The organism is Acinetobacter sp. XS-4, assembly GCF_023920705.1.
Lineage (GTDB): Bacteria > Pseudomonadota > Gammaproteobacteria > Pseudomonadales > Moraxellaceae > Acinetobacter.
The window spans coordinates 161118-174890 of the sequence record NZ_CP094657.1 but is presented as its reverse complement, the minus strand read 5'-3'; the positions used below and the strand labels follow the sequence as shown (position 1 = coordinate 174890).

The window sequence follows — 13773 nt, the reverse complement described above, 5'->3', positions numbered from 1 at the left end:
TCAAAAAATTTACGAAGCTTCTAGCGTTGGATAGTCTGTATAACCTTCAGCACCTTTCGCATATAAAGTTGTTGCTTGAAGTTCATTTAAAGGTAAGTCTTGCTCTAAACGCTGTAAAAGATCTGGGTTGGCAATATATGCTTTACCAAAAGATACTGCGTCAGCTTCACCATCACGCAAAATACGTTTTGCTGACTCTGGTGTTAGGTTTTCATTGGCAATCCAGACACCATTAAATTTTTCGCGAAGTTTAGGGCCAATACTGTCAGCAGCTTCATATTCACGAGAGAAAATGAAAGCAACATTACGTTGGTTCAATTGTTCAACCACATAGCCAAACGTTGCTAACGGGTTTTCATCACCCATATCGTGTGAATCACCACGTGGTGCAATATGTACACCTACTCGGCCAGCGCCCCACACTTCAATAAATGCATCAACAACTTCTAACAATAAACGTGCACGGTTTTCAACAGGACCACCGTATTCGTCATCACGTTGATTCGTATTGCTTTGAAGGAACTGGTCAATTAGGTAACCATTTGCTGCGTGTAATTCAACACCATCAAAACCAGCTGCTTTAGCCAATTCTGCTGAATGTTTATATTGAGCAACAACCTCTTTCACTTCTTCTAATGAAAGTGCACGTGGTTTTACATACGGACGTTTAGGACGTAATAAACTCACTTCACCCGCAGGTTGAATTGCACTTGGTGCAACAGGAATATCACCATCTAAAAGTTCAGGATGCGAAATACGGCCAACATGCCAAAGTTGGGCTACAATTTTTGAACCTTGAGCATGAACTGCCTCAATAATTTTATTCCAAGCCTGTGCCTGCTCTTGCGACCATAATCCTGGGGTTTCTGCATAACCGACAGTTTTTGAACCAATCACTGTTGCTTCAGTCAAAATAAGACCAGCATTTGCACGCTGTTGATAATATTCAACCATTAAATCATTCGGTATTCGACTTTCACCACTACGCGCACGCGTTAATGGAGCCATTACCAATCGATTTTTGATTTCAAAATCACCAACCGTTAAAGGAGTATTGAGTTCAGCCATAGTCGCCTCGACTTACACTTTAATATCGTTAAAGTGTTTGTTTTAAATGTTCGATATATTGCTGAATCAAAGCTTCGTTACGTGAAAAATAAGACCATTGACCATATTTTTGGACCTGAATCAGCCCCGCCTGTTGTAAAACAGACAAATGATTCGACATCGTAGACTGAGCTACTTTACCCAATCGTTCAATATGACCTGCACAAACACCTTTCTCAAAACTACCACCACACTCTTCCACGGGTAAATAATGGTCAGGTTCTTTCAACCATTGCAAAATTTGCCGACGTAGCGGATTGGAAAGGGCTTTGCTAATTGCATCAATATCCATAGGCTCAACACGTCTTTTAAACGAACAAAGCTTTATTCAGCATTTCGAAAACATCATATCGCATTTTTGCGATATTCATATCTATTTTTTTCGATATTCATATCGCATTTTTTCGATTAACATTCGAAGACTGAACTGCTTTGCCGTTTTAATCGCTAAAAATCCAAGAGTTCTACATATTCATAGATGAACTGTATTTAAACTAAAAGTTCAGCAGACTCTTATAAACCTTGTTTTAAGCTCGCCTCAATAAAGCGATCAAGGTCACCATCAAGAACAGCACCTGTATTAGAGTTTTCCACGCCAGTACGTAAGTCTTTAATACGCGAATCATCTAATACATATGAACGAATTTGGCTTCCCCAACCAATATCAGACTTCGAGTCTTCTAGGGCTTGAGCTGCTTCATTACGTTTTTGCATTTCCAATTCATACAATTTCGCACGTAACTGTTTCCATGCATGGTCACGGTTAGCATGTTGCGAACGCTGGTTCTGACACGCCACCACAATACCTGTTGGAGTGTGTGTCAAACGAACTGCCGAATCGGTTTTGTTAATATGCTGACCACCTGCACCAGATGCGCGGTAAGTATCTGTACGAACATCAGAAGGATTAATATCAATTTCAATATTGTCATCAACTTCTGGGGAAATGAATACCGCAGAGAATGAAGTATGACGGCGGTTACCACTGTCAAATGGTGATTTACGAACTAAACGGTGTACCCCTGACTCTGTGCGTAACCAACCATAGGCATATTCACCTTCAACACGAATCGTTGCAGACTTAATACCAGCTACGTCACCATCAGATACTTCCATGAGTTCTGCTTTAAAGCCATGACGTTCAATCCAACGCATATACATACGTAATAGCATTGAAGCCCAATCTTGTGCTTCTGTACCACCTGAACCTGATTGAATCTCGACATAGCAAGGATTCGGGTCCATTGGGTTACTAAACATACGACGGAATTCAAGTTTAGCCAGTTCATCTTCAGCAGCACCAAGCTCTGACTGAACATCTTCAAGCAGGCTTTCATCATCGGCTTCTACAGCCAAATCTAACATCGCTTTTGCATCTTCAAGTTGTGTTGACAACCCATCCAATACATTAATAACGTTTTCTAGTTCGCCCTTTTCTTTCGCCATCGCCTGAGCGCGGCTTTGGTCATTCCAAATTGCTGGGTCTTCTAACTCACGTAAAACTTCTTCTAAACGTTCTTTTTTCAGATCGTAGTCAAAGATACCCCCGTAGTGTTTGGCTACGATCAGTTAAGTCTTTCAATTGGTTTAGATAAGGATTAATTTCCACGCGAGTGTTCCCATAAGAGCAGATAAACAGTCAATTATTTTAGCATAGCTGTGGTTATCTTCGAACCTGCTTTGTATTTCTCATTATATTTCACTCCTCTAATTTCTAAATTTTCTTCAGTTCATTTTAAGTTTAACCAGTAACATCCTCATACAAAATTGGGTACTTTTACAGCATTTTTTATGATCTACACAAAATCTCCTCAATTTTAATAAAATAAAACATTCTATTTTTATATTTTAAAATCAAATATTTAAGTTAAACATATTTACAAAAAAATCACATAGTTACAGTATGGTTACTTGTGCAAGATTGACGCTAACTCATTTTCCTCTAGACTAAAACTTGTAACAAAACATTTATAAATCGCTTTTTAGAGGGGAGAGATTCCATGAAAAAACTAGCAATTGCATCAGCTCTTTTATCTGCTCTTGCAGTAAGTGGCGCAGCAAACGCTTACCAAGCTGAAGTTGGTGGTTCTTACAATTATCTTGATCCAGACAACGGAAGCAGCGTAAGTAAATTCGGTGTTGACGGGACTTATTACTTTAATCCTGTTCAAACTCGTAACGCTCCACTTGCTGAAGCAGCTTTCTTAAGCCGTGCAAGTAATGTTAACGCACTTATCAACTATGGCGATAACAGCGGCACTAAAGATACTCAGTATGGCGTAGGTGTTGAATACTATGTTCCTAACTCTGATTTCTACCTTAGCGGTGATGTAGGCCGTAATGAGCGTGAAATTGATAACACCAATATTGATAGCAAAGTAACTACTTATGCAGCTGAAGTAGGTTATTTACCAGCTCCAGGTTTATTACTTGCTCTAGGTGTTAAAGGTTACGACGAAAAAGACGGTAAAGACGGCGCTGATCCAACAGTTCGTGCTAAATACGTAACTCAAGTAGGTCAACATGACGTAAACCTTGAAGCGTTCGGTGCGTTTGGTGACCTAGACGAATATAAAGTTCGTGGTGACTACTACATCGATAAAACTTTAAGTCTTGGTGTGGATTACTACAACAATGACTTAACTGATAAAGATGAATTTGGTATTAATGCTAAAAAATTCTTAAATCAACAAGTAAGTCTTGAAGGTCGTATTGGTTTCGGTGACAACGACAACACTTATGGTGTTCGTGCAGGCTACCGTTTCTAATCTAGTCTAAAAGTTTCTAAAAAAATCCGCTCATTTGAGCGGATTTTTTTTATTGGTTTAAATGCACAATACGCAATTGTAAATTTACATTGCCCTTAAATACATTACGATCAATCTCATAGAGCAAATGAACTTCATCTCGCATAGGATTAAATTCAAATCGTCCAGCGGCATTAAAAGCAATTGCATCAAAAGTATATTGATCAAGGGCCAATCTAAGTTTTAGATGCGTTTCTTTAAGCCAACGATAATCAACAACTTTGAAATGTCCTTCAAACTGAGGAAAAGGGAATTTTTGCCCCCATGGTCCAAGCTGCTCTATCCAGTCCAAGGTATCTAGTTGCAAAGCCGAAGCTGGTAATTCTCCATCTGTCCATAACGTAGCCTGAAACAGAGAGTCGTCCATAGCTGCAACACAGGCAGTAAACACTGTTTTAAAAGCATCAAAATTTTCTTTACGTATCGTTAAACCTGCTGCCGCCGCATGTCCACCAAAATGGCTCACCAATTCCGGATGTTGTTCAGCAACTTGTTCAATCATATCTCGAATGTGCACACCATCAATTGAACGCGCAGACCCTTTAATATGAATACCATCTTCATCTGGTGCAAAAACTATTGTTGGTCGATGGAACTGTTCTTTTAAACGCCCTGCCACAATCCCAATCACGCCTTGATGCCAACTCTCTTCAAAGAGTACAAGAGCTTGTGGGATATCTTCTTTTGAGAGTTGCAAGCTATCTAAAGCAGATAAAGCTTGTTGCTTCATCTCCCCTTCGATTTGTCGCCGCTCTATATTTAACTGATTTAATTGTTGAGCAATCGGGTAAGCTGTTTCCATAGAATCTGCTAATAAACACTCGATACCGATTCGCATGCTCTCCATACGCCCAGCAGCATTAATACGCGGACCTAAAACAAAACCTAGATCTTGTGCACGCAAAGACGACGCCTCTCTGCCAGCAATATCTAACAACGCCAATATCCCAACTCGACATTGATGTTGCTGAATGCGCTTCACGCCTGCATCCACTAAAATGCGGTTGTTATAATCTAATACAGCAACATCCGCATAAGTTCCCAAAGCGACTAAATCTAGATATTGAGTGACTTTACTCGTACTTTTGCCTTGCTTGTTACGTAAACTAGCCAAATTGGCCAGCACATAAAATGCAACACCAACACCAGCAAGCGCTTTACTTGGAAAATCACAACCTAACTGATTTGGGTTAACCACCGCTTCTGCCGGAGGTGTTTCTTTAGTTGTTAAATGATGATCGGTAATAATAACTTGCATGCCCAATGCATGGGCTGTATCAACCCCAGCATGGCTGGAAATTCCATTATCGACTGTAATTAATAAATCGGGCTGATAAGTTTGATGTGCAAGCTCTGCAATTGCAGGCGTAAGCCCATAACCGTATTTAAATCGGTCTGGAACTAAATAGTCGACTTGTGCTCCCATATCACGAAGCACCAATACCATTAACGCTGTGCTGGTTGCACCGTCTGCATCATAGTCACCAACAATAATAATCTTTTTCTGTGTATCAATAGCTTGATCTATTAATGCCACAGCGATTTCTAATCCTTTGAGCTGAGGAGCAAGTAAATTCTTAAGCTTTAATTCTAATTCCTGCTCAGATTGTACTCCACGCCTTGCCAAAATCTCGGCAATAAACGGAGGCACGCCCTGAAACTGTTCAGGGCGTGTCAATAAAGGTCTTTGTTTGATTTGTATTTTTGTCATTTAAGGCATCAGTCGGTGCAGCGTCCATTGACCGTCGATTTTTTCATAACTCAAGCGGTCATGTAAACGATTTGGTCGTCCTTGCCAGAATTCATAATAATCTGGTTGCAGACGATAACCACCCCAGAACTCTGGCTTATCAAGCACGTCACGACTTTCGACTTGCTGCTGTAAGTCTTGAAAACGTTGCTGCAACAGCTCTCGGCTTTCAATTTTACCACTTTGCGGAGTGCTAATATGCGCTGCAATCTGGCTATCACGTGGTCGCTTAAGGTAGTAATCTGTAGATTCCTGTTCAGGAATTTTGACGACATGACCACCAACTCTTACCTGACGCTCTAGACTTGGCCAGTAAAATAATAATTCGGCATAAGGATTTTCTGCCAAATCAATACCTTTCTGACTGTCATAGTTAGTATAAAAATCATAACCAGCTTCTATGGCCCCACGTAACAAAACTGTTCGAACATGAGGTCTACCATTCGCACCCGCTGTTGCTAATGACATTGCATAGGGTTCATGCAAATTGGCTGCTAGAGCATGGTTAAACCAACCAAGAAACTGCTGATGAGGGTTAGAATCAACCTGCCCCTCATACAACTCGCCTTGTTCATAGCTCAAGCGTAATTCACTTAAATCTTTGATGACATCACTCATGCCATGCACCTTATGCGACTTGTGCTTGTGAACGAACTGAATCTGCTAAATGCTGAGCTAAAGCATTCACTTCTTGCTCATTGTCACCTTCAACCATGACACGAATTACAGGCTCTGTTCCTGACTTACGAATCAAGATACGTCCACGACCTTTGAGCTGTGCTTCTGCTTTATCAAATTCAGTTACCAATGCTGGAATAGAATACGGATCAAGCATTTGTTCTAAACGTACATTTAAAAGAACTTGCGGGAATAATTTAAAGTCTTGAACTAATTCATGAAGAGCCTTATTTTGCTCAACCATCACCGTTAGAACTTGAAGTGCTGCAATAATCGCATCACCAGTCGTACTCTTATCTAAAGTTAAAATATGACCAGAAGGCTCGCCACCTATCACCCAACCATTTTCTTCTAAAGCCTGTAATACATAACGGTCACCGACTTTTGCACGAACAAAATTAACATTTGCTTTTTCAAATGCAACTTCAAGTGCCATATTACTCATGACAGTACCAACAATACCCGCTGGCTTATTTTGCGCCTGAGTCGCCAAAATATATAAGATATGGTCACCATCAATTAAGTTACCAAACTTATCAACCATCACAACACGGTCAGCATCGCCATCAAAGGCAATACCTAAATCTGCTTCGTGCTCAACCACTGCTTTTTGTAAGTGTTCAGGATGAGTTGAACCACAGCTCTCATTAATATTTAAGCCATCTGGTTCATTATATAAAGCAATAACTTTTGCCCCTAGCTCACGGAAAACTGAAGGCCCAACGCTATATGCCGCGCCATGAGCACAGTCCAACACAATCTTTAAATTATTTAAATCAAAGTGGTAAGGGAATGTAGATTTACAAAATTCGATATAACGACCATTTGCATCATTTACACGAACACTTTTACCTAAGTTTGCAGTGTCCTCAATAAATAAATCTTTTTCTAATTCAAGGTTAATTTCTTCTTGTAATGAATCTGGTAACTTTTTGCCTTCACTTGAGAAGAATTTAATCCCATTATCATAATATGGATTATGTGATGCAGAAATAACAATACCTGCATGTGCATGCAAAGCACGAGTCAGATGTGCAATTGCTGGTGTTGGTAGTGGGCCAAGTAAATGAACATATACGCCAGCAGCGTTTAAGCCTGCCTGCAAAGCAGATTCTAAAATATAACCAGATAAACGTGTGTCTTTTCCTAATACAACGAGCGGTTTATTTTTTGGACTCGTTCGTTTTAATACCTTCCCTGCAGCAAAACCGAGTTTTAAAGCAAACTCTGGAGTAATAGGCATTTGCCCAAATTTTCCACGAATACCATCCGTTCCAAAATAACTCATAGCTTATCTCATTCTTACGCCACTTCAGCGGTGGCTCACTTCATATATGGCAATTCCGCCATATTTCTTTTCTTCAGTTTTACTTTACACCAAAAACAAAAAGCCGTCAGTGTAATGACGGCTTTCTTCATTGTTTTGGTTACCAAATTCTAACCAACACGATAGTTTGGAGCTTCTTTAGTAATCGTTACATCATGAACATGTGACTCAGACATACCCGCTGAAGTGATTTTTACAAATTTAGCGTTTTGGCGAAGATCTTCAATCACAGCTGAACCGGTATAGCCCATCGATGAACGTAAACCACCCATCATTTGATGAACGATGTTACCCATTGGGCCTTTATATGGCACACGACCTTCAATACCTTCTGGTACTAACTTCTCAGCACCCGCTTTTGAGTCTTGGAAATAACGGTCAGCAGAACCTGTTGCTCCCGCCATGGCACCTAATGAACCCATACCACGATATGCTTTGTAGTAACGACCTTGGAAAAACTCAACTTCGCCAGGCGCTTCTTCAGTACCAGCTAGAAGTGAACCAACCATGATCGTGCTTGCACCCGCACCAATCGCTTTTGCCATATCGCCAGAGAAACGGATACCGCCATCTGCGATTAAAGGAATTTGATCTTTTAGTGCGTTAGCAACGCTGTCAATCGCAGAAATTTGTGGCATACCAATACCTGCCACAATACGAGTTGTACAGATAGAACCAGGACCAATACCCACTTTTACAGCATCTGCACCTGCATCTAATAATGCTAATGCAGCATCACCAGTTGCAATATTTCCACCAATCACTTGTACTTGAGGGAAGTTTTGTTTCACCCAACGTACACGTTCAATTACACCAGCTGAGTGACCGTGTGCTGTATCAACAACGATTACGTCAACGCCGGCTTCAACCAACGCTTCCACACGACTTGGTGTATCAGCACCTGTACCTACCGCAGCACCAACACGTAAACGACCAAGATCATCTTTACAACTGTTTGGATAGCTTTCAGCTTTGCGGAAGTCAGTCACTGTAATTAAGCCTTTAAGTTCGTTGCTCTCGCCAACGACCAAGACTTTTTCAATACGGTGTTTTTGCAATAATGCTTGAATATTTTCTTTAGACTCGCCTTCACGTACAGTGACTAAACGATCTTGGCCCGTCATGATGTTGCTAACAGGTTGTTCTAAATTGGTTTCAAAACGCGTATCACGGCCTGTCACAATACCAACAACCTTGCCGTCTTTAACAACAGGTACACCGCTAATGTTATTAGCAGTGGTAATTGCAATCAGTTCACGTACTGTAGTTTCAGGCGTTACAGTGATAGGGTCTTTCACCATACCCGCTTCGAATTTCTTTACACGGCGTACTTCTGCAGCTTGAGCAGCAATATCCATGTTTTTGTGCAAAATCCCGATACCACCATTTTGTGACATCGCAATCGCCATACGTGACTCAGTCACTGTATCCATTGCAGCTGAAACTAATGGGATATTTAAATGAATGCCGCGAGTTAAACGTGTCTTTAGAGAGACATCTTTTGGGAGAACAGTAGAGTAGGCAGGAAGTAATAAGACATCATCGAAGGTTAGCGCTTCTTGAACGATGGTCAGCATAACAATCTCACTGGTAATTTCCGTGAGCTATTATAAACAAATTTCAATGCAATTTTCATATTATCTTTGCCTTTTTCAGCAATAGATGTAGAGCTGCTCTAAATAATTCCCACTTATTATAGTTTTAACCTTATTTTTTAACCCATGTTTTTTGCAACCCAGAATTTTATCTGGGTTGATCATTAGACATCATATTTAGGCAGGACAACTAAAAATTTGTTCTGTCATCAAGTCGATGCCGCAAGGTAAAACCTCAATCCAGTCCAAAAACTGATTAATCATTTCTTTACCCATAAATGGACTGCCATGCTGTGGAACAATCATTTCAATATCCATTTGGCGAACCATGTTTACCCATAAACGGATGACTTTATTGGAACACATATAGCGTTGGTGAAAAGCTTTCATTTTCAGAACATGCGTATCAAAATCTGTTAAAGGTTGATTAGCATCCTCAACAATCGAAGCACCCATATCACCAGAAAATAAAATTTTGGCAACGGGGTCATAAAACTGAAAATTACCGACTGAATGTAGAAAATGAGCAGGAACTACCACAAGCTTTGATTCCCCCAATTGAATCACTTGACCCTGATCAGGTAGTTCAATTAGGCGATCTTCCCAATTCCCTTTCATGCGCTCACTCATAAAAGACGAGTTTAAGTGAGGTAAAAATCGTGCCCATAATTTTGACGCCACGACTTTAGCATCGGTATAAACTAACCAGCGTGGCATCGAGGTAATAATGTCCGGATCCTGATGTGAGGCCATCACATAGTCGAGATTTTTCAAACGTGTATATTTGTTTAATTCCATGGTCAACGGAACATAGGTCAAATCGCCACCCGGATCGATTACAGCAGCGCGCTCATGATCAATAATTAAAAATTGATTGGCTTGGATACCTTCCCCTTTGACCAAACTGGTAAAACTAATACATTTATGAATGCCATTATCAAATAATATCTGCGATGTTGTTTTTTCAAACCCCATACAATTCCCCCAAAAAAACTTTAAATATTAGATATTTTTATATCCATACTAAAATAAAGGGATTCGATAACTCTTGCAACGAATTGCTTTATTTTTCTCATAATATTTTAAAATAGCTTTTGCTTTTCTTATTTTATAAATGAATCATAATGTTATTTAAAGTTAATACACAATAAATTAAAATAATTCTCATTATCAGTTTTGTCTTTTGCGCTGCCTAGGCCTCCCATGAACCAAGCCCCTTATTTTTCAAGTTCCAAAACATTGTTAGCAGTTGCTATTTTTAGTTCGATGACAGCAAGTCATGCTGATGAAGCAGCAGAACAACAAAATTCAACCAGTGTGCTACCCACAATTTCTATTCAGGCGCAAAAAGAACCCACCTCTCCCTATGTCGCAACAAAAGCAACCTCTGCCTTAAAATCAGATGCACCCTTATTTAAGACTGCTCAATCGGTTTCAGTGGTGACACGTGAACAGCTCGACCAGAAACAAGCAAAGACCCTTGCAGAGGCACTTGAAGGCGTTGCAGGTGTTGAAGCTGGAAAACTTGGTCGTCGTGGTTGGGATGATTTTGTTATTCGAGGGCAGACATCTTCAGATTCAGTTTATGTAGATGGTTTAAGAGTTGGACAAAATACTTACGTTGCCACTGAACTATCAGGCATGGATCAGGTCCAAGTTTTAAAAGGCCCTGCTTCTATTAATTTCGGGTTGGTTGCACCAGGCGGCATGGTCAACTTAGTGACTAAACGACCTGAAGCAGAAAGCTTTGCACGCGCTAGTATGACTTATGGCAGTTACAGCCTTAAAGAAGGGACATTCGATTTAAACTATAGTCCTAATAATAGTGAAAAAGGTGCTTTCCGTTTAAATGGTCGTATCTCTGACCAAGATGACCCCACAGATTATGTGTATTTTAAAAATTACTATATTTCGCCTTCTTACAATTTTGACTTAGGTGATAACACTGACCTCTCCGTAATCGCAAGTTATCAGCACCGCGAATATATTCGTCAGCAAGGTTTACCTGTTATTGGCACTTTAAAAGACAATCCTAACGGTGCTATAGACCGAAGCTTATATATTGGCGACCCTAATTTTGGTAAATATGAAGCAGATGTTTACCGCACTGGTTATACGTTTAAACATGCCTTTGACAATGGCTGGAACTTTAACCAGAATTTTGCCGTGCAAAAAACCGAAATGGATGGTAAAGCGGTTTTTGCTCGTACAGGTAGTAACTTTTGGGCAGATAAAAACTACACCACCATAAGCCGCAAAAATAACAGCCGCCACCAAATTATTGATAACTTAAGTTTTGCCATCGATAACCGTTTAAATAAACAGTTTGATTTATATGGTATGCAACATGATTTCAATATAGGTGTAGATGCTTTCCAAGAAAAAAGTGATTACACCAATAACCGTTGTAATGTAGGTGATTTAAACATATATGCTCCTGTATATGGGCAAACTGTTACCTGTTCCAACCCTGTCAGCAACCATGATATTAACCGCTTAAAATACGCAGGTTTATATATTCGTGACCGTATTCAACTCAATGATCAATGGCTTTTAAGCTTGTCAGGACGCCAAGACTGGGCACAAACCCAAAGCACAAGCTTAGTTACAAGTAGTGCGAGTAAACAATCAGACAATGCATTTACGGGTAGCATCTCTGTCATGTATACCCTTAATGACATTGTTGCCCCTTATGTCAGCTATGCCACTTCATTTACACCTAACACTGGTACTGATGTAAATAGCAATCCATTCAAACCTGAAGAAGGAAAACAGGTTGAAGTCGGAATGAAATTACAAAGCCCTGATCAACGGATTCAAGGTGCTATCGCTTGGTATGATTTAAAACGCCAAAATGTTTTAGTTACTGATACCGTAAATAGTGGCTATAAAGTACAACGTGGTGAACAGTTAACTCGTGGTATTGAAACTGAGCTTAGCGCAGAAATTTTAGAAGGCTTAAAATTAACGGCTGCATATACCTACACCATTGATGCTGAAATTAGTAAAGATGCAAACTCAAGCAATGTAGGAAAAGCACTCGATAATATTCCTGAGCATGCTTATAGCTTGTCAGCACGTTATAAATTTGACCCAGCATCAAAACTTGGCTGGTATGTCGGCGGTGGATTCCGTGGTGAAACCTATAAAACTGTCGATGGTTTAGATGTTCACATTCCAGGCTATACAGTCTTTGACACTGAAGCTGGCTATGACGCTGGACATTGGGGCGCTCAACTTGCGATTCGTAATTTATTTGATAAAGATTACTATGCAGGTGCACTGAATGAGAATTTGGTGACGCTCGGTAATCCACGCCAAATTAACTTTACAGTGAAATTTAACTACTAAAATGACCTACAAAAAACGCACTCGAATTGAGTGCGTTTTTTTGGCAGCTTTAAATGCATTAGAAGAAATAATGCTGCACTAAAGTAGAGACACCTACAATTAAGAAAATAGCAGCACCAATTTTATGAATGAGTGAAATAGATAAACGTTCAGCTAACTTATTACCAATAAATACAGCTGGTGCATTGGCAATCATCATACCTAAGGTTGTACCTAGCATCACCCAAAAAATGCTATCGTAACGTGCAGCTAAAGCCACTGTCGCAATCTGGGTTTTGTCACCAATTTCTGCTAAGAAAAACAGGATAAAGGTTGCACCAAAAACACCAAATTTTTGCCATCTGTTAATGCTATCTGTTTCATCATCTAGCTTATCTGGAATAAGCATCCAGAACGCCATACCAATAAAACCACCAGCAAGTACCCAAACTAAAATTTCGGGACTCAAGACGGTCGTAATCCACTGCCCAAGCACAGCAGAGATACCATGGTTAATTAAAGTTGCTAAAAGAATCGCAATAAGAATAGGGATTGGCTTACGGAAACGTGCAGACAGTAAAAGGGCCAACAATTGAGTTTTATCGCCCATTTCAGCGAGGGCAACAATCGAGGTAGAAATCAGAAATTCTTGCATGTCGTTTCTCTGGCTAGCATAAATGCCCATGACCTACCCCTCCTGCTAGCCAAATATCTGCAGAGTGGTAAATCAAAGGTCTTGCCAACTCGGAAACGATGAGACGTTTAAGCTATGATGACCATGTTCTGTTGAACAATTATGTTGATCATCACCTATTCATTCAGAAATGAATAGCGGCTACTCCCCAATGAAGTATGTGCTCATTATATTCGAGCAGTTCTATTTTTCAAACAAAAAATTTTATCCATGCCCACACTAACAGCCGCCCTAAACCTAATAGTAAAGCTAAACAGATACTTAAGTTAATAAACCCAAAATTGTTAACGCCTGTTATATGTTGTGATTGAAATTCAAATGGCAAAATAAGCGTTGCCACGAATACTTCCAAACCTATTGCAACGTAGGTCATCCACTCCCAAGGAAAGTGCAAAAGACTGACCCATAATCCCATTAATAAAAAGACAACCAACAGAATCGGCAACATGATTTTAAAAAAACCCATCATTTATTATTTCTCCTTT

At 39.9% G+C, this 13773-nt stretch carries 12 protein-coding genes and 1 riboswitch; of the genes, 2 read left to right on the top strand and 10 right to left on the bottom strand.

Annotation, left to right across the window (positions count from 1 at the left end; all coding sequences use genetic code 11):
- Positions 1 to 9: 9 nt before the first annotated feature.
- The 3 genes from MMY79_RS00795 to prfB form a co-directional block, all read right to left on the bottom strand.
- On the bottom strand, positions 10 to 1068 hold the full coding sequence (locus tag MMY79_RS00795) for an alkene reductase (protein ID WP_252611289.1): 1059 nt from the start codon (positions 1066 to 1068) through the stop codon (positions 10 to 12).
- Positions 1069 to 1096: 28 nt separating this feature from the next.
- A complete protein-coding gene (locus MMY79_RS00790) occupies positions 1097 to 1399 on the bottom strand; it encodes a helix-turn-helix transcriptional regulator (protein WP_016139876.1) in 303 nt (100 codons plus the stop codon).
- Positions 1400 to 1620: 221 nt separating this feature from the next.
- A protein-coding gene (gene prfB, locus MMY79_RS00785; RefSeq protein WP_100222431.1) for a peptide chain release factor 2 occupies positions 1621 to 2716 on the bottom strand; the annotation gives its coding sequence in 2 pieces (ribosomal slippage) (positions 1621 to 2643 and positions 2645 to 2716; 1095 coding nt in all).
- A gap of 391 nt (positions 2717 to 3107) precedes the next feature.
- Here prfB and MMY79_RS00780 point away from each other — a divergent pair.
- Positions 3108 to 3875, top strand: a complete 768-nt coding sequence (locus tag MMY79_RS00780) for a putative porin (protein ID WP_004790036.1) — start codon at positions 3108 to 3110, stop codon at positions 3873 to 3875.
- A gap of 49 nt (positions 3876 to 3924) precedes the next feature.
- Here MMY79_RS00780 and recJ read toward each other — a convergent pair whose 3' ends face one another.
- From recJ to MMY79_RS00755, 5 genes are all read right to left on the bottom strand, one after another.
- The gene (recJ, locus tag MMY79_RS00775; protein ID WP_252611286.1) at positions 3925 to 5625 is read right to left on the bottom strand and encodes a single-stranded-DNA-specific exonuclease RecJ; all 1701 of its coding nucleotides are present in this window, start codon (positions 5623 to 5625) and stop codon (positions 3925 to 3927) included.
- Positions 5626 to 6282, bottom strand: a complete 657-nt coding sequence (gene pdxH / locus MMY79_RS00770; RefSeq protein WP_252611284.1) for a pyridoxamine 5'-phosphate oxidase — start codon at positions 6280 to 6282, stop codon at positions 5626 to 5628. It lies immediately after the preceding gene.
- Positions 6283 to 6292: 10 nt separating this feature from the next.
- Positions 6293 to 7630, bottom strand: coding sequence for a phosphoglucosamine mutase (gene glmM / locus MMY79_RS00765; RefSeq protein WP_252611282.1), 1338 nt, complete (start codon positions 7628 to 7630; stop codon positions 6293 to 6295).
- Between the two features lie 149 nt (positions 7631 to 7779).
- Positions 7780 to 9246, bottom strand: a complete 1467-nt coding sequence (guaB, locus tag MMY79_RS00760; RefSeq protein ID WP_016139870.1) for an IMP dehydrogenase — start codon at positions 9244 to 9246, stop codon at positions 7780 to 7782.
- Positions 9247 to 9441: 195 nt separating this feature from the next.
- Positions 9442 to 10239 carry an MBL fold metallo-hydrolase gene (locus MMY79_RS00755; protein ID WP_252611280.1) on the bottom strand — a complete coding sequence of 266 codons (798 nt, stop codon included), beginning with the start codon at positions 10237 to 10239 and terminating at the stop codon, positions 9442 to 9444.
- A gap of 228 nt (positions 10240 to 10467) precedes the next feature.
- Between MMY79_RS00755 and MMY79_RS00750 the strand changes: the two genes are divergently transcribed.
- Positions 10468 to 12615 (top strand): TonB-dependent siderophore receptor, encoded by a 2148-nt coding sequence (locus MMY79_RS00750; RefSeq protein WP_252611278.1) that lies wholly within the window; start codon positions 10468 to 10470, stop codon positions 12613 to 12615.
- 58 nt (positions 12616 to 12673) lie between these two features.
- On the opposite strand, the gene MMY79_RS00745 is transcribed toward MMY79_RS00750, so the two are convergent.
- Both MMY79_RS00745 and MMY79_RS00740 read right to left on the bottom strand, forming a co-directional pair.
- Positions 12674 to 13249 (bottom strand): TMEM165/GDT1 family protein, encoded by a 576-nt coding sequence (locus MMY79_RS00745; RefSeq protein WP_003654075.1) that lies wholly within the window; start codon positions 13247 to 13249, stop codon positions 12674 to 12676.
- Between the two features lie 15 nt (positions 13250 to 13264).
- A riboswitch (yybP-ykoY riboswitch) is annotated at positions 13265 to 13450 on the bottom strand.
- A 28-nt stretch (positions 13451 to 13478) separates the two neighbouring features.
- Positions 13479 to 13757 carry a hypothetical protein gene (locus MMY79_RS00740; RefSeq protein ID WP_252611277.1) on the bottom strand — a complete coding sequence of 93 codons (279 nt, stop codon included), beginning with the start codon at positions 13755 to 13757 and terminating at the stop codon, positions 13479 to 13481.
- Positions 13758 to 13773 lie beyond the last annotated feature (16 nt).